Raw genomic sequence first — 16746 nt, forward strand, 5'->3', positions numbered from 1 at the left:
TCGTGTGGGAGGGCGGGCGCGTCCGGGAGGGACTACGCCACGGGCTCCTCGACGGCCAGGTGGGCGTCGACGAGCTTCTGCGTGTACGGGTGTCTGGGGTGTTCGAGGACTTCGAGCGTGCGGCCGGACTCGACCACCTCGCCCTGGTTCATGACGACGAGCTCGCCCGTGATGAACGCGGTCGCCGGCAGCCCGTGCGACACGAACATGAGGCCGGCGCCGTGGTCGTTCGAGTAGCGCTTGAGCAGGTTGAGGACGACCCCCTGCACCGAGACGTCGAGCGCCGAGACGGCCTCGTCGCACACGAGCAGGTCGGGTCGGACGACCAGCGCCCGGGCGATCGACATGCGCTGACGCTGGCCGCCGGAGAGTTCGGACGGGTACCGGTCGACCCAGCTCGGGTCGATGCCGAGCTCCGTGGTGATCTCGCCGATCGCGGCGTCCGCACCGGCGACGTCGTGCCCGCCGAGGATCTGTGCCGGCGTCCGGAGCGACTCGCGGATGCGGTGTCGCGGGTCGAACGTCGAGGTGGTGTCCTGGGCGACGAGCTGCACCCGTCGTCGGTACTCGAGCCGACCGGCACGCGTCGACATGATCGACCGGAGGTCCCGGTCGTCCACGGTGATCGTGCCGGCGGAGGCCCGCTCGAGTCCGGTGACGATCTTCGCCATCGTGGACTTGCCCGAGCCGGACTCCCCCACGATGCCGACGCGCTGGCTCGCGCCGAGGACGAACGAGACGTCCCGGACAGCGGTCTTGCGGCCGTAGCGCCGGGCGACCCCGGTGGCCTCGATGCGGATGCCGGTCATGCCGCCGTTCCTTCCAGTCGGGCGCGGACCGACTCGAGCGTCGGCAGTTCGTCGAGCCGTGCGGACGCCAGGGTCGGCACGCACTCGAGCAGTCCACGGGTGTACGGGTGGGTGGCCTCGTCGAGTCGCGAGGACGGCAGCTGCTCGACGATCTCGCCCTGGTACATGACGACGACGAAGTCGGTGAAGCGCCGGCAGAGCTCGATGTCGTGCGTGATCACGAGCACCGCCGTCCCCTCCTGCTCGGCGAGGTCGACCATGAGCTGCATCGCACCGACGGCGAGCGATGCGTCGAGCGCGCTCGTGGGTTCGTCGGCGATGAGCAGTGCGGGCTTCGAGGCGAGCGCGATGGCCATCATCACGCGCTGCCGCATCCCGCCGGAGAGCTCGTGCGGCTCGGCACCCATGACCCGGTCCGGGTCGGTGATGCCCACGGCACGGAGCCGTTCGAGGGCATCGGCGGTGGCGCGTCGCTTCGACACCCGCTCGGTGGCCCGGAGCACGGCGACCAGCTGGCTGCCGATCGTCCACACCGGGTCGAGGGACGACATCGCGTCCTGGAAGATCATCGACAGCCCGGGGGTCCGGACCGGGATCCGACCGGCCGGCCCGGTCCGCTCGATCGAGCTGCCGTCGAGCTCGAGGGTCTCGACCTCGACGGTCCCGGCGTCGAGGAACCCGGCGATGGCGCCCGCGAGGCTCGTCTTGCCGGAGCCCGACTCACCCACGACGGCGACGCGTTCCCCGCGCCGGACCACGAGGTCGGCGTGGCGGACGGCGTGGTTCGTGCCGTAGGTGACGTTGAGGTCCGTGACCCGGAGGACCGGGGCCGACTGGTCGTTCATGGTGTCTCCCTGTCGTCGCTCAGCTCGAGGCGAGCTGCAGCTGCGAGTAGTCGATGACGTTGTCGGAGCGGAACACGTACCCGTCGACGTCCTTCGCGAAGGCGTTGAGCGGCTGCACGTAGTTGATGTAGATCGTCGGCATCTGGTCCTGCAGGACCTTCTGCGCGGCGTTCCAGTACTTGCCCGCCTCGGCCCCGGTCGGGTCGCCCGCGGCGTTGCCGTCCGCGATGGCCTGGTTGAGCTCGGCGTTGTCGAAGTCCGGCCAGTTGATGGCGGAGCCCGGCGTGTAGAAGAGCGACAGGACGTAGGGCGGCGACTGCACGACCGCGTAGTCGCGGCCGAGGGACGCCTCGAACGTCTTCGCGGCGAGTCCGGCCTGGAAGGTCGACGAGTTGACCGTGTCGATGGTCATGTCGAAGCCGGCGTCCTTCACCGCGGTCTGGATCTGGACGGCGGTCTCCTGCAGGTCCGGGACGGAGTTGTTCACGGTGAGGGTGAACTGCACCGGCTCGGTGTACCCGGCGTCGGCCAGGATCTTCTTCGCCTCGGACGGGTCGGTCTCGTTGGCCGTGAGCCCGCTGCCGTCGAAGCCCGGGTCGGCGTCGGAGAGGATGCTCGAGATGGAGTCGGCCCGACCGTGGTAGACGTTCTCGTTGATCTTGTCGTAGGGGATCGCCGCGGCGAGTGCGCGGCGGACGGCGACGTCCTCGAACGTGCCCTTCGTGGTGAGGAGGGGCATGTACACGTACGCGTTCGTCGGCACGTCGAACACCTGCGCGGCGTCGGCGTCCTTGAGCTCGACCTGGTCGGCCGGACGGAGCTGGGCCGCGATCTGCGCGTCGCCGGACTTCACCAGGTTGGCGCGCTGGCCGGCGTCCGCGACCACGCGCTGGACGATCCGGGCGATCGACGGCTTGCCTTCGGCGTACCCGGCGTTCGCGGTGTAGATCGTCTGCTCACCGGGCGTGTAGGTGTCCACCTTGTAGGCCCCGAAGCCGAAGTTCGGGTGCGTGCCCGACCACTTGACGGCCCACGGGTCGCTCGACGTGGTGTGCTCCTTGAGCACCTTCGCGTCGTAGATGTTGTAGCCGACGTTCGCGAGCAGGGACAGGGCCGTGTAGCCGTAGCTCGCCTTGTCGAGCGTGAGGGTGACGGTCTCGTCGTCGACCTTCGCGAACTGGTCCGGCTTCGTGATGAACGGGGCGCTGATGAACGGCACGATGCTCGTCTCGACGGCGAACTTGCGCTGGATGCTCCAGATCACGTCGTCGGCGGTGAGTGCGTTGCCCGCCGTCGACTTCGCGTCCGTGTCGAGGTGGAACGTGTAGGTGAGGCCGTCGTCCGAGACGTCGTAGCTCTTCGCGAGGACCGGGGCGAACTTGTTGTAGTCCTCGTGCTCGGCCTGACCGCCGGTGCCGTCGACGTACTCGTTGCGGATGAGCGAGGCTCCGGTGTTCTTGAAGAACTCGGCGGCCTCGTACCCGGTGGCGCTGGTCTCGTACGAGAAGCTCTGCGGCTGGGCCGCGGTGACGATGACGAAGGCGCTGGAGGCGGCGTTCCCGCCGGCGCTGCAGGCCGCGAGACCGAGGGCGCCGACGACCGCGATCGCGGCGGCGGCGATGGTGCGTTTCATGTTCAGCATGGGCAGGGGTCTCCTGGGGAAGGGGATGGGACGGGAGGGACGGTGTGGGTGGGGAGGAGGGGGCGCGTGGGGCGGGTGGTCGCCGTCAGACCCGCGATCGGCCGACGAAGGCCGCGACCAGGACCGAGGCGGACCAGACGGAGAGGCCGAGGGCGGCAGCAGGGAAGAGCACCGGCCACCACCGCCCCACCGCGGCGTCCGGGGCACCGGCGGCGAGCATGGTGCCCCACTCCGCGGTCGGTGTCGGGATGCCGACGCCGAGGAAGCCGAGGGCGGCGCAGAAGATGATCGCCATCCCGAAGATCGTCGAGGTGTTCTCGATCGTCGTCCGGGCGGAGTTCGGCAGCACGTGCCGGAGGAGCAGGCGCAGTTCGGACTCGCCGGACATCCGGGCGGCGTCGACGTAGCCGTCCGACCGCGTGCGGAGGACCTCGGTGCGCATCAGCCGCGCCTGGAACGGGATGAGGACGATCGCGAGGGCGAGCGTGATCACCACGGCGTTGCGTCCGAAGAACGACACGATCACGAGTCCGGCGATCATCACCGGGATCGACTGCACGAGGTCGACGGCGCGCCCCAGCAGTCGGGCCACGAACCCGAGCACGGTGCGGTCGCCCTGGTACATGCCCGAGACCAGCCCGATCACGATGGCGACGACGGTGGCGATGACCGTGATGCAGATCGCGATCACGATGTCGAGGCGGAACGCGGTCATCACCCGGGAGTAGACGTCGAGGCCGTTCGCGTCCGTGCCGAACCAGAACTCCCCCGACGGGGCCTCCGACTGCCCGCCGACCACCGACGTGGCCGGGTGGTTCACCAGGTACGGCCCGACGACCGCGAGCACGACGAGCACGGCGAAGGGGACGAGCCGGAGGACGAAGCCGGTGCGCCCGGCCGGCCGACCGACGCGACCGTCCTGCGTCGAGCGGGTGCTCCCCGCTCCGGTGGTCGTCGGCTCGGGCAGCGCGGTGGGGGTGTCGAGCGCCATCAGGCGTCCTTCCCGGCGACGCCGGCGCGCCGCCTCGAGTCGAGGAGCATCGTGACGATGTCCGTGACGAGGTAGATGACGAGGCACATCGCCGCGGTGACGAGGAGGAACGACCGCAGCGCGAAGACGTCGGAGGCGTTCACCGCGTCCACGGCGTACTGCCCGAGTCCGCCGAGACCGAAGAGCGACTCGAGGACCACCGCGCCGCCGAGGAACAGGCCGAACAGCATGCCGAGCGTGGCGACCGCCGAGGGGAGCGCCCGGCGGTAGATGCTCGCGAGGACCGTCCGGCGGGACGCTCCGGACGCCACCCGGAACCGGGTGGCGGGGTCGTCGATCGCCTGGTCCAGGTTGACGATGAGCATCTTGATGAGCAGCGGGGAGTGCGCGACGACCATCACGACGACGGGCAGCACGAGGTGCTGCGCGTACGACGCGAAGGCTGCCGGGTCCCCGGCGATGAGCGCGTCCACCATCGGGAAGTTCGTGACGGTTGGCGGCGCGATGAGCAGCGGGTCGAGGCGGCCGCTCGGCGCCGGGGCCCAGTGCAGCTCGGCATAGAAGACGAAGAGGAACGCGATGCCGATGACGTACTCGGGCAGCGCACCCGCCGACCGGGCGTAGGCGGTGAGCAGCTTCGCGAAGCGGTTGCGGCGGTGCGTCACGATGAAGTGCGCGGTCACGAGCGACACCGCCGAGGCGAGGAGCAGCCCCCAGAACACGAGCTCGAGCGTCGCCGGGACCCGGGTCGCGAGGTCTTGCGCGACCGGTCGGCCGGTGGCGATCGACGTGCCGAAGTCGAGGTGGGCGAGCTGCGTCAGGTAGGTGCCGAGCTGCTGGATCCACGAGCCGGTCAGCCCGTAGGACTCCCGCGCCTGCTCGAGCTCGGCGCCGGACAGGCGTCCGCCGGTGGCCGACACGACCGGGTCACCGGGGATGAGCTGCACGAGGAAGAACGAGACGAGGACGAACACCAGGACGTTGGCGACGGTCAGTCCGGCCGGGCGCAGGAACCAGAGGCGCTCCCGGACGCTTCGTCGCCTCGTCGTCAACGAGGTGTCGAGGGCGGCGAGACGCTCGGCCTCCGCACGGGTCGCATCGTCGACGATGTCGGGCTCTCTCACGGTCATGTGCCGGCCTTCCGTCGCATCGGGTGGTGGTCAGCAATGCTCGCGATCGTTCGTTTCCGACGACCGCTCCGGGTGTAACCGGATCATTAAGCGACCAGCGGCGAAAGGAAAGCCCAGGTGAGAGGGACTTCGTCCGACCGTTCACGCCGTTCGCGCGGTTCGGAGGAATCCGTTGCCCTGCGCGACGAGCGTCGTATACTCACTGCACCCGAGCCGCATCGTGGCGGTGAGATCCTGCGACGATCGGAGTCACGATGAGCGACACGCTGTCCGACCACCCGCGCGCGAAGGGCGGGTCCTCACGCGGCCGACAGATCTCGGCGAGACGGGTCCGCGACCTCATCACCGCCTCGATCCGCGAGGGGCACATCGCACCCGACGCTCCCCTCGCCGAAGAGGACCTCGTCACGCTGTTCGACACGAGCCGCGGGTCCGTCCGCGCCGCACTCGCGCAGCTCCGGGACACCGGGTTCCTCGAGCGCCGGCCGCGCGTCGGGACGAAGGTCACGCACCGCGGGGTCGTCGTGCCCCTCACCGACATCGACGCCGACAGCGAGCACGTCTACGTCGAGCGCTTCGAGGACCGCATCGTGCCGAGCTTCCCGCTCGTGCGCGAACGGCTCCGCATCGACGAGGACCACGTCCGGATGATCGAGAACCTGCTCGTCACCGACGACGACGTGATCGGACTCCGCGCCGCCTACTTCTCGGTGCGCTACACGCACTCCCCCGAGAGCCTGTCCGGGCCGATCAACATGACGACGGTGCTCCGCGACTTCTTCGACGCGTCGCGCGGCGAGGTGCTCGTCACCATCGGCAGCGAGGCGGCCGACGCCCACACGGCGAAGATGCTCGGTACCGAGGTCGGCGCGCCGCTCATCGTGCGCGAGGTCACGTACCACGACCTCGACGGCGTGCCGGTCCAGACCGTCTTCGACCGGTACCGCGGCGACCGGGTGCGGCTCGAGGGTTCCACCCTCTGACCCGGGAGGCGCGGCGCGCCCCGAACTGGGGCCGGGTGATCTGGCTCAACGAACATGAACCATCTCTCACCTTTGCGATACTGATCGGTATGACAACACCCGAGCCGCAGGGGGGCGGCACGTCACCGACTCCTCCCCCGTACCAGCCGCACGCCCCGGCAGGCCAGACCTTCGCTCCGTACCCCGGCGCCCCCACTCCGCAACAGCGCACCGCCGGACTCGCGATCGCCGCGTTGGTCGTCGGGATCGTGGCGTTCGTGTTCGGATGGGTCCCCGTGTTCGGCGCGATCGTCGGCGTGGTCGCCATCGTTCTCGGCGCGATCGCTCTCCGGAAGCGTCAGTCGAAGGGTCTCGCCATCACGGGCCTCGTCCTCGGCGCCGTGGCCACCATCACGTCGATCACCTTCGCGGCCGGACTCGGTGCGTTGGTCGGCACTGCATCCGACTCGGCGACGCAATCGTCCGTCGTCGCGGAGTCGGCCACCCCGGCGCCGGTCGCGGCCGAGGAGTCCGAGAGCGCCTCCCCCTCGGAGAGCTCCGAGTCCGAGCCTTCCGAGGCCCCCTCCGAGAGCACCGAGGCAGCACCCGCGACGCCCGTCGAGTACACCTCCGCCCTCGTCAAGGCCGAGAGCTACTCCGAGATGATGCACATGAGCAAGGCGGGCATCTACGACCAGCTCACCTCGGAGTACGGCGAACAGTTCTCCGCTGAGGCAGCGCAGTACGCGATCGACCACGTGCAGGCGGACTGGAACGCGAACGCGCTCGAGAAGGCGAAGAGCTACCAGGAGGACATGTCGATGTCCCCCGCCGCGATCCGCGACCAGCTGGTCAGTGAGTACGGCGAGAAGTTCCTGCCGGCCGAGGCCGACTACGCGATCGCGCACCTCAACGACTGACACCGGAACGAGCAGCGGAGGCCCTGTCGAACGACGGGGCCTCCGCTGTATCGTCTGCCCATGGCGACGGTGCGGCAGGTGCAGGTGACGTTCGACTGCGCGGACCCCGAGCGGGTGGCGCGCTTCTGGTGCGAGGTCCTCGGCTACGTGGTGCCGCCGCCACCGGAGGGGTTCGACTCGTGGGACGCCTTCGACCGGGCGCTGCCCCCGGAGCACCGCGGTTCGGCGTTCGCCTGCATGGACCCGACCGGCGTCGGCCCACGGTTGTTCTTCCAGCGCGTGCCGGAGGGCAAGGTCGTGAAGAACCGCGTGCACCTCGACGTCCGGGTCGGCAGCGGGCTCGTCGGCGCCGAACGGCTCGCCGCCCTCGACGCCGAGAGCGACCGGCTCGTCGCCCTCGGCGCCACGCAGTTCCGGCGCATGCTCGCCGACGAGGTCAACGAGTCGTGCATCGTCATGCAGGACGTCGAGGGCAACGAGTTCTGCCTCGACTGAGACCGGTCAGGCGACGGGGCCGTACACCGGCGTCTCGGCCTGGTCGAGCTCGAGCTCCGCGGTCTGCTGGATGAGTGCGAGCAGATCGGCGTCGAGCCCCGGCGCGAACTCCTCGAGCCGCTCCGGCGCGATGAACGACGGCACCCCGGCGGGTGCCTGCTCGGACGCGTCGAGATCGGTGCCGTCGTTCGACGGGGAGGCGCCGCGGAAGATCTTCGCGGCCTCGGACGCACCGTCGAGGTCGAAGCTGTACTGCTTGCTCTGCAGCCCCAGGTCGACGAGCGCCTTGACCTCGGGGAACGCCTCGGCGTTGGTCTTCGGGATCGGCAGGAGCTTCCCCCAGTCGACGCCGAGGGCCTCGAGCGCCTTCGCGTAGGCGTTCTCGTGCGCCTGGTCGCGCACGATCAGGTACGCGATGGTGCTGCGAGCGGTGGGGTTGTCGGTCATCTCGTAGATCCGGCACTTCTGCAGGCGGCCGGTCGACTCGAGCATGAGGTTGTACAGCAGGTCGAGCGGCAGGTTGCCGGAGTTGTACACGTAGCTGCCGCTCCACGGGTTCCCGGCCGCGTCGACCGGCAGGGCTCCCTGGGCACCGACGAGGTAGTGGTGGATGTTGCCCGTGTCGAGCGCGATGTGCAGCGGGGTCGCCCCCTTCGCCCCGGGGGTGTCGAGCGGGTCGGTGGGCGTGCCGGAGTACTCGGGAGCACCGTCGAGCAGCCGTGAGATCGTGGTACCGATGAGCTCGACGTGGCTGATCTCCTCGGTCCCGACGCCCTGGATGAGGTCGCGGAACGGCTTCGCGGCCGGACCCCGGAAGTTCATCGCCTGGAACAGGTACTGCATCATCGTGCGCATCTCGCCGAACTGCCCGCCGAGTCCCTCCTGCAGGGCGTTGGCGGCCGCGGGGTCCGGTTCGCCGTCGGCGATCTCGTTGATCCAGGTCTGTGCGTGGAAGTACATGTGGTCCTCCGTCCGAGCGACGGATCCGCCGCTGTCCTCACCGTCCTCGGCGGCGTCTGGCAGCCCGTACGGAACAGCCGCCGAACGCAGTCGCGTCCGTGGTCGGGTGCGCGAACTGCGTCGCGATGTGACCGATCGGGGACGACATGCGCGACACTGGTCGGACATGGTCCACGATGTCGCGCCGATCCACGTCGATCGCCGGGGGTCCTCCCTCGACGACGCCGTAGCGCTGTACGAGCGGGTGTACGACAGCCGTGACATCCACATCGGCGATGCTGCCCGCGACGGGTTCGCCTTCCGCTTCCGGGCCGTCGGCGACCAGGACGTGGTGGTGGGCACCTCGGACGTGGCGGCACGACGGTGGGGCACGATCGTCCCCGGTCACGACTACGTCCTGGCGTGGGCGACCGGCCCCGGCATGACGATCGACACCGGGACCCGCGACCCGGTGCAGCTGCTGCCCGGCATCCCGGTGATGTACCCGGTCGGTCGCGACTTCACGTTCGAGGGGCTCCCCTCGGGACAGCACTCGGTCCGGTTCGGTGGCGCGTTCCTCGAGTCGATCGCCGCCGCGCGCCGCGGCGACGACGAGCCGCGGCAGCTCGCGTTCCGCCGCACGCTGGGGGTGGACGCGCTGCGGCTGCTCCGCAGCCGGATCGGCGAGGCCGCACCGCGCCTCCTGGACCCGACGGCGCCGGAGACGGTCCGCGCACGCTGGAACCAGTCGATCGCGGACGCCGTGGCGGCGGCGTTCGACGCGACGCCGTCGTCGGCGCCCACGGTGGCGGTCGGGTCGTCGACGATCCGGTTCGCCAAGGAGTGGATGGTCGCGAACGCCCGCCGGCCGCTCACGGTCGCCCAGGTGAGCGCTGCTGCCGGGGTGAGCGCACGGGGACTGCAGGCGGCCTTCCAGCGGAACGTCGGCGTCCGGCCGATGCAGTTCCTGCGCGAGGCCCGGCTGCACGGGGTCCGCGCCGAACTGCTCGCGAGCGACCCCGAGCGCGTGACGGTCGCCGAGGTCGCGCTGTCGTGGGGGTTCAACCACCTCGGGCGGTTCTCCGGGTACTACGCCGAGGTGTACGGCGAGTCCCCCTCGCAGACCCTGCGCCGACGGGACGCGCCGAGGCCCTAGTCTGAGCGCATGTCAGTCGGTCTGCTCGCCATCGTCGACGACGTGCTCTCCGCGGCCCTCAAGGCCAGCGCCAAGACCGCTGGCGTCGTGATCGACGACGCCGCGGTGACCCCGCAGTACGTGCAGGGGCTCTCGCCCGCGCGCGAGCTGCCGGTCGTGGGGCGGATCGCGCTCGGCAGCCTCTTCAACAAGTTCGTCATCATCATCCCGCTCGCGCTGCTGCTCACGGCGTTCGCGCCGTGGGTGCTGCCGTGGCTGCTGCTGCTCGGCGGCACCTACCTGTGCTTCGAGGGGGCCGAGAAGGTGACCGAGTGGTTCGGCGCGCACCACGTCAGCGAGTCCGAGGAGACCGTCGCCGAGCCGAAGCTCGTGTTCGGGGCGATCCGCACCGACCTCATCCTCAGCACCGAGATCATGCTCATCGCCCTCGCCGGACTCGACCCCGACCTCGGGCTCTGGCCGACGCTCGGCGCGCTCATCGTCATCGGGCTGGTCATGACCGGGGCGGTCTACGGCGCCGTGGCCCTGCTCGTGAAGATCGACGACATCGGGCTGCAGATGATGAAGAACAGCGTCCGTCGCACGAGGCGGACGGGCGCGCGGATCGTCCGCGCCATGCCGACCGTGTTCCGTGTGATCGGCGTCGTCGGCACGGTGGCCATGCTCTGGGTGGGCGGACACCTCGTGATCGCGAACCTGGCGGAGACGTTCTGGCACGGCCCGTACGACCTGCTGCACGCGATCGAGCACGGCATCGAGGCGACCGGGCCGGTCGTCACGTGGATCGTGGACACCGCGGTGTCGGCAGTGGTCGGGCTCGTGCTCGGCCTGGTGGTCGTCGCCGTCGTGCTCGGCATCGGACGGCTGCGCGGCCGCACCCACTGAGCGGGCGCGGCCGCCCCGGCCCCCGCGTCGGTCAGCGGGGCCGGTGCCCGGTCAGTTCCAGATCGCGATCCAGTCCACGCTGACGTGCCCGACCGCGCTCGCCGGGATCGCCCCGCCGTTCGTGGTGGTCTCCGCCTGCATGGTCACGCGGAAGGCCGTCGTCGGCACCGCCTTGGTGGTCGACGAGACGAGCTTGCCGTCCCAGTAGAACCGGACGATGCCCTTGTCCCACTCGGTCGTCGCGACGTGCCAGCCGGTGCTGTCCGAGGGCGCGAAGGTCTCCTTGCCCGGTTCGAACCGCATGCCGAGCGGCGTCCAGCTGCCGGGCACCGCTGAGGCCGGGCGGGGGCGGGCACCGAGGTCGGCCTCGGGCCAGTCGATCTCGCCCTCGTTCCAGTCGTCGCTCGACGGCCAGAGGATCGTCGAGAACTTGTAGCCCTGGGTCTTCGTCGTCTTGTAGCGGATCGACACCCGACCCGTCTTGTGCGGGGCGTACCCGTCGGGCATGATCGCCGCGACGAGGGGCTGGCCCTTCTCGGTGTGCAGCGCGAAGTCGAGCACGCCGCCCTTCACGCTCAGGACCTTCGACGGCGCGTACTTCCCCTTGCCGGTCGTGTCCGTGAAACCGTCGTAGAGACCGATCCGCGGGTACGTCGCCGCGAACTTGCCGACCGGTGCCGCGCTGTCGAACCCGGCGCGGAACGTCTGCTTCCAGGTCCGGCCGTTCGTCGTGACGTTCGTCTTCGGGATCGTCCGGCCGTCCGGCACGGTCGAGGTCGCCTTCGACGAGGCGGGGAGGGCCGCTGCTCCGGCGGGCGCGCCGGCAGCGAGGCTGGTCGCGGCGACGAGTGCGATCGAGAGCGCGGCGACGAGGACGGACGGGGACCGCATGCTGACTGCCTCCTGCGTGGGGGTGTGCGTGTGTTGCGATGGCCGTGGTGCTTGTGCGATGGAGTATCGGGCGTCGCTGCTCGTCGGTTAGTCGATTCCCGGCCTGGATCCCCCGGCGTTCAGGTTCGCTGTACCCGACGTACCCGTCTACCCCCGATCGGTACAGTCCGCACTGTACTGTGGGTGCATGCTGCTCGTCGCACCGCGCCTCGAGGTGATGAACCGCCTCGGCCGCGCCCTCGCCGATCCGACCCGCGCGCGGATCCTCCTCCGCCTGCTCGAGTCACCCCGGTACCCCGCCGTGCTCGCCGACGACCTCGGGACCACCCGGGCGAACGTGTCGAACCACCTGGCGTGCCTCCGCGGGTGCGGGATCGTCGTGGCCGTTCCGGAGGGCCGTCGGACCCGCTACGAGATCGCGGACGCGCACCTCGCCCGTGCACTCGAGTCGCTCGTCGACGTCGTGCTGGCGGTCGACGACGGCGCGCCGTGCACCGACGACGCCTGTGCCGTGCCGCTCTGCTGCGGGCCGGGCGCATGAGTGCCGCGCTGCCCCTCGGGCCCCGTCCGACGGCCGTCCGGAGCGCGGTGCTGCGCCGCCGGATCCGATGGATCGTCGCCGCCACCATCACGTACAACGTCGTCGAGGCCGTCGTCGCGATCAGCGCCGGTTCGGTCGCGTCGTCCACCGCCCTGATCGGCTTCGGCCTGGACTCGATCGTCGAGGTGCTCTCCGCGGCCGCGGTCGCGTGGCAGTTCGCGGCGCCCGACCCCGAGCGGCGCGAACGGACGGCGCTCCGCGTGATCGCCGTCTCGTTCTTCGGGCTCGCCCTGTACGTCTCGGTCGACGCGGTGCTGACGCTGACCGGACTGCGCGAGCCGGAGCACAGCACGGTCGGCATCGTGCTCGCCGCGGTCAGCCTGGCCGTGATGCCGTTCCTCAGCCTGCTCGAACGGCGCACGGGCCGCGAGCTCGGCTCGGCGTCGGCCGTCGCGGACTCGAAGCAGACCCTGGTGTGCAGCTACCTCTCCGCCGCCGTCCTGGTCGGCCTGCTGCTGAACACCCTGTTCGGCTGGACCTGGGCGGACCCGGTGGCCGGGCTCGTCGTCGTGGTGTTCGCGGTCCGGGAAGGGCTCGAGGCCTGGCGGGGCGACGCGTGCAAGCAGCCCGTCGCCGCGCTCACCGGCGAGCGCGAGGTCGAGGCCTGCGACTGCTGCTGACGCGGGCGACGGTCGTCAGATCTCGACGTCGCTGCCCATCGTCACGGTACGGTGCGCCGGCAGCCCGAAGCGGGCAGCCGGGTCGGCGGCGTTGTGCGCCAGCCCGACGAAGAGCTTCTTGCGCCAGCCGACCATGCCCCGGTTCCCCGCCACCGGCCGGAGTGCGCCGCGCGAGATGAAGTACGACGCGTTCGCCATCTCCTCGGGGTCGACGTCGAGCACCTCGGCCAGGCAGGCCGCGTGCAGGGCCTTCGGCAGGTCCTGGTCGTCCGAGAAGCCGAACTTGATCGTGATGTGGTCGATGCCGTCGTCCTCGTAGCCGAGGTCGTCACGGAAGAAGGCCTTGGCGTGCGGCACGTGGGGCACGTTCGCGGTGATGACGGACACGATGACGACCGTCCGGTGCACCACGTGGTTGTGCTCGACGTTCGCCCGGAGCGCCAGCGGCGTCGTCTCCTTGTTGGGGTGCGGGAAGATCGCGACACCCTGCACGCGCGGGATGCCCTTCGTGTTGATCTTCTCGATGAAGTCGGCGAGGGACCCCTCGCGCTCCTTGCGCTCCTCCTGCACGAGCTGCCGGCCACGACGCCACGTCGTCATGAGCGTGATCACCGCGAGCGCGATCAGCAGCGGGACCCATCCGCCGTGCAGGATCTTCGACAGGTTGCCGGCGAGGAACGTCAGCTCGAGCCCGCCGAACGCCACCGCGGCGACGACGAGCTTCCACGTCTTCCAGTGCCACAGCGGCTTCACCACGAGCAGCAGCAGGAGCGTGTCGACGACGAGGGCACCGGTGACGGAGACCCCGTACGCGGTGGCGAGGCTCGCCGAGGAACGGAACGCGAGCATGACGGCCATCACGCCGATGAACAGCAGGAGGTTGACGGCCGGCAGGTAGATCTGGCCGCCCTCCTGCCGGGAGGTCTGCCGGATGGTGAGCGGCGGAAGCAGGCCGAGCTGCACGGCCTGGCGACTCAGCGAGAACGCCCCGGAGATGACCGCCTGGCTCGCGATGACGGTGGCCATCGTCGCGAGGATCACGACCGGGATCTGCAATGCGCTGGGGAAGAGCAGGAAGAAGGGGTCCTTCGCCGCCCCGGGCTGGTTGAGCACGAGCGACGCCTGGCCGAGGTAGTTCAGCACGAGGGCCGGGAAGACGACGAAGAACCAGGCGCGGAGGATCGGCGTCCGCCCGAAGTGGCCCATGTCGGCGTAGAGGGCCTCGGCGCCGGTGATGACCAGCACGACCGCGCCCATCGCGACGAACGTGATGTACGGGTGCGCGATGAGGAACGCGATGGCCCACGTGGGCGAGAGCCCCTGCAGGACGCCCGGGTGCGCCAGGATGTGCGGCACCCCGGCGGCGGCGATGACGACGAACCAGAGCAGCATCACGGGGCCGAACAGGTTTCCGACCTTGCCCGTGCCGACCCGCTGCACCGCGAACAGCACCACGAGGATGACCGCCGCGATCGGCACGATGAGGTGGCCGACGCTCGGGGCGGCGGTCTGCAGCCCCTCGACGGCCGAGAGCACGGACACCGCCGGGGTGATGACGGAGTCGCCGTAGAACAGCGAGACGCCGACGATCCCGATGACCAGGAAGATCGTCGCTCCCCCGCGGCGCTTCGCGTAGAGGCGTCGGGCCAGTGCGGCGAGCGCCATCACCCCGCCCTCGCCGTTGTTGTCGGCGCGCATGAGCACGAGGACGTACTTGATCGAGACGATGATCGTGATGCTCCAGAACATCATCGAGATCACGCCGTAGACGTCCTCCTGGTCGGCCTGCACGATGCCGCCGTCGATCGTGAACACGGTGCGCAGCGCGTACAGCGGGCTCGTACCGATGTCGCCGAAGACGACGCCGAGGGCGGCCAGGGCGAGGGCGGCGATGCCCTTCGCGGGGCCGTGGGTGCCGGCGTCATCGGAGGTCTCGGTCGTCGGGGTCTGAGAGCGGGTCTCGGTCACGCTCGTCACTTCCGTCTCTTCACCGTCCGTCCGACGGCTTCTTCGCCGTCGGGCGACGGCCGCGGATCATCATCGCACCCGTTCGGCCGGAGCGCTCGCAGCGGGCGCACATGCGCACTCCGGCGGGATCGGGTGCGTTCCCCGGACGAACCCGCCTCCGCCGGAGGAACCTGTGCGGGCCGGAATGCCCGGGGGCGCCGGACACCGCGCACGTCGAGGAACGCGGTCGTACCGTCGGGACAGGACTCCAGGAGGAACCATGAACTTCGACGGCTTCGACCCCGCGGGACTGATCGTCTTCTGCGTGGCGGTGGTGCTGGTCTTCGGCGGACTGATCTCGAGCCGACGGCGCCACTGACGCCCGGCCCTCGGCCCGCGACCCGCGGCCCTCGCCCCTCGGCCTGCGGCGTTCAGGCCCGGTCGGCCCGTTCCTCCGACTCCAGCTCCGTCGCGACGACCGCCGCGAAGGCGTCCGCTCCGAAGTGGTCGTCCGCCGTCACGGTGACGACCGTGTCGCCGTCGAAGAGCAGCATCTGCCCGTACGCGCCGTGCAGCCGCCAGAGTCGGCCGGGGCCGCCCCACCCCGCCATCGCGTACCGCTCGTAGCCGGGGCCCGTGCCGTCGCGCTCGACCCAGTCGGTGTGCATCGCGTCGCACCAGCGTGCGCCCACGATGCGTCGCCCCGCGGACTCTCCGCGGTCGCGCACCAGTCGGCCGATCCGTGCGAGTTCGCCGGTGCGCAGCGCCAGGCCCTCGCCGCCGGCGACGTACCCGTTCGGGCAGCGTGCCCACGGCACGTCCTCGATGCCGAGCGGGTCGAACAACCGCCGGGCGACGAACGCGCCCACGTCGCCGACCCGGGTCTCGAGGACCCGCATCGCCGTGTACGTGCTCGCGTTCGCGTACTGGAACACCCGGCCGCGCGAGGGGCGACCGAGGAACTCGGCCGCGAGGTCCGGCCAGTCGGTGAGCTCCGTCTCGGACCACGGCATGTCGACACCGCTCGTCATGGTGAGCAGGTGCCGGAGCGTGACTGCGTCCGTGCCCGCCCCGAAGCGGACGGCGGGCAGGAGGGTCGACACCGGGACGTCCACGTCGACGAGTCCGTCGTCGGCGGCGATCCCGGTGGCGAGGACCGCGATCCCCTTGGCGACGGAGTGGACCTCGCGCCGGACGTCGGGCGTCCAGTGGTGCTCGGCGGCGTCGTCCCCGACGAGGACGTGGAGGCCGTGGGCGGCGAAGCCGGTGTCGTCGACGTGACGGACGAGGGCGTCGAGGAGGTCGGTCGCGGTGCGCACCCGGCCATCCTCTCGCGGACGCGACCGCGAACGGACGCCACAGCGGACGGACGCCACCGCGAACGGACCGGACCGCAGACGGACGGGAGGCGCGGTGCCAGCCGGCACCGCGCCTCCCGTCCGTCATCGGGTCGCGTCGCGACCCGCACTCGGTCGTCAGCGACGGCGGAAGTAGCCGTTCGCGCCACCGACGAACATGAGGATGGTCGCGACGATGACTGCGATGCCACCGATCCAGCCGAAGGCGTTCGAACCGGACGCCGCGCCGACACCGACGTTGAGGACCTGCAGGATCGCGAGCACGAGCAGGACGATGCGCGCCCAGTTGCGGCCGTCGCGCATCTTGAAGACGATGATGAGCTCGACGATGGCGATGATGAAGCTGATGATCGCGCCAGCGACCACCGGCCCGGTCCCGACGGCGTTCGCTGCGGCCGCGCCACCGCCGCCCGCGACGAGCACGACGATGCCGCTGATGATGTTCGCGAGGACCACGATCAGCCAGATGATGAACGAGACGGTGACGGTGGTCGGACGTCCCGACCGGGTTGTTCCTGACATGCTTGCTCCTTCTGCCGCGATCGCGTCCAGCGA

17 protein-coding genes are annotated in these 16746 nt (G+C 70.4%); 7 read left to right on the forward strand and 10 right to left on the reverse strand.

Translation table 11 applies throughout. The features are described 5' to 3' along the window. Positions 1-32: 32 nt before the first annotated feature. The 5 genes from BM028_RS03035 to BM028_RS03055 form a co-directional block, all read right to left on the reverse strand. Positions 33-809 (reverse strand): ABC transporter ATP-binding protein, encoded by a 777-nt coding sequence (locus BM028_RS03035; RefSeq protein WP_092384453.1) that lies wholly within the window; start codon positions 807-809, stop codon positions 33-35. Beyond that, positions 806-1654, reverse strand: a complete 849-nt coding sequence (locus tag BM028_RS03040) for an ABC transporter ATP-binding protein (RefSeq protein ID WP_092384455.1) — start codon at positions 1652-1654, stop codon at positions 806-808. Before BM028_RS03040 ends, BM028_RS03035 begins: the two co-directional genes overlap by 4 nt. A gap of 19 nt (positions 1655-1673) precedes the next feature. Then, positions 1674-3296: an ABC transporter substrate-binding protein gene (locus BM028_RS03045; protein ID WP_092384457.1), complete on the reverse strand. Its 1623-nt coding sequence runs from the start codon at positions 3294-3296 to the stop codon at positions 1674-1676. 85 nt (positions 3297-3381) lie between these two features. Further along, positions 3382-4287: an ABC transporter permease gene (locus BM028_RS03050; RefSeq protein WP_092384458.1), complete on the reverse strand. Its 906-nt coding sequence runs from the start codon at positions 4285-4287 to the stop codon at positions 3382-3384. After that, positions 4287-5417 carry an ABC transporter permease gene (locus tag BM028_RS03055; protein WP_022907944.1) on the reverse strand — a complete coding sequence of 377 codons (1131 nt, stop codon included), beginning with the start codon at positions 5415-5417 and terminating at the stop codon, positions 4287-4289. Before BM028_RS03055 ends, BM028_RS03050 begins: the two co-directional genes overlap by 1 nt. A gap of 254 nt (positions 5418-5671) precedes the next feature. On the opposite strand from BM028_RS03055, the gene BM028_RS03060 reads away from it, so the two are divergent. From BM028_RS03060 to BM028_RS03070, 3 genes are all read left to right on the forward strand, one after another. Further along, a complete protein-coding gene (locus BM028_RS03060; protein WP_022907943.1) occupies positions 5672-6400 on the forward strand; it encodes a GntR family transcriptional regulator in 729 nt (242 codons plus the stop codon). Between the two features lie 89 nt (positions 6401-6489). Further along, on the forward strand, positions 6490-7299 hold the full coding sequence (locus BM028_RS03065; RefSeq protein ID WP_083295050.1) for an Ltp family lipoprotein: 810 nt from the start codon (positions 6490-6492) through the stop codon (positions 7297-7299). A 60-nt stretch (positions 7300-7359) separates the two neighbouring features. Beyond that, positions 7360-7794 carry a VOC family protein gene (locus BM028_RS03070; RefSeq protein WP_092384460.1) on the forward strand — a complete coding sequence of 145 codons (435 nt, stop codon included), beginning with the start codon at positions 7360-7362 and terminating at the stop codon, positions 7792-7794. Between the two features lie 6 nt (positions 7795-7800). On the opposite strand, the gene BM028_RS03075 is transcribed toward BM028_RS03070, so the two are convergent. Continuing rightward, a complete protein-coding gene (locus tag BM028_RS03075) occupies positions 7801-8754 on the reverse strand; it encodes a manganese catalase family protein (protein WP_092384462.1) in 954 nt (317 codons plus the stop codon). Positions 8755-8920: 166 nt separating this feature from the next. Here BM028_RS03075 and BM028_RS03080 point away from each other — a divergent pair, with 166 nt between their 5' ends. Further along, positions 8921-9889 carry a helix-turn-helix transcriptional regulator gene (locus BM028_RS03080; protein WP_139219732.1) on the forward strand — a complete coding sequence of 323 codons (969 nt, stop codon included), beginning with the start codon at positions 8921-8923 and terminating at the stop codon, positions 9887-9889. Positions 9890-9898: 9 nt separating this feature from the next. Then, complete coding sequence (locus BM028_RS03085; RefSeq protein WP_092384466.1) at positions 9899-10774, forward strand: DUF808 family protein; 876 nt, start codon at positions 9899-9901, stop codon at positions 10772-10774. Positions 10775-10825: 51 nt separating this feature from the next. Here the strand turns inward: BM028_RS03085 and BM028_RS03090 are convergent, their stop codons facing one another. After that, the gene (locus BM028_RS03090) at positions 10826-11665 is read right to left on the reverse strand and encodes a glycoside hydrolase family 16 protein (RefSeq protein WP_070416879.1); all 840 of its coding nucleotides are present in this window, start codon (positions 11663-11665) and stop codon (positions 10826-10828) included. Between the two features lie 187 nt (positions 11666-11852). Here BM028_RS03090 and cmtR point away from each other — a divergent pair, with 187 nt between their 5' ends. Together cmtR and BM028_RS03100 are read left to right on the forward strand one after the other, a co-directional pair. Next, a complete protein-coding gene (cmtR, locus tag BM028_RS03095; protein ID WP_071295328.1) occupies positions 11853-12206 on the forward strand; it encodes a Cd(II)/Pb(II)-sensing metalloregulatory transcriptional regulator CmtR in 354 nt (117 codons plus the stop codon). Then, positions 12203-12886, forward strand: a complete 684-nt coding sequence (locus BM028_RS03100; protein ID WP_071301769.1) for a cation diffusion facilitator family transporter — start codon at positions 12203-12205, stop codon at positions 12884-12886. The genes cmtR and BM028_RS03100 overlap by 4 nt, the downstream gene beginning before the upstream one ends. 15 nt (positions 12887-12901) lie before the next feature. Here BM028_RS03100 and BM028_RS03105 read toward each other — a convergent pair whose 3' ends face one another. From BM028_RS03105 to BM028_RS03115, 3 genes are all read right to left on the reverse strand, one after another. Continuing rightward, complete coding sequence (locus tag BM028_RS03105) at positions 12902-14863, reverse strand: potassium transporter Kup (RefSeq protein ID WP_254789368.1); 1962 nt, start codon at positions 14861-14863, stop codon at positions 12902-12904. A gap of 401 nt (positions 14864-15264) precedes the next feature. Continuing rightward, entirely contained in the window at positions 15265-16152 is an 888-nt protein-coding gene (locus BM028_RS03110; protein ID WP_092384468.1) for a serine hydrolase domain-containing protein, read from the reverse strand. 156 nt (positions 16153-16308) lie between these two features. Then, the gene (locus BM028_RS03115; protein WP_070416883.1) at positions 16309-16713 is read right to left on the reverse strand and encodes a hypothetical protein; all 405 of its coding nucleotides are present in this window, start codon (positions 16711-16713) and stop codon (positions 16309-16311) included. Between the last annotated feature and the right edge of the window lie 33 nt (positions 16714-16746).

It is taken from the genome of Curtobacterium sp. YR515 (assembly GCF_900113095.1).
Lineage (GTDB): Bacteria > Actinomycetota > Actinomycetes > Actinomycetales > Microbacteriaceae > Curtobacterium.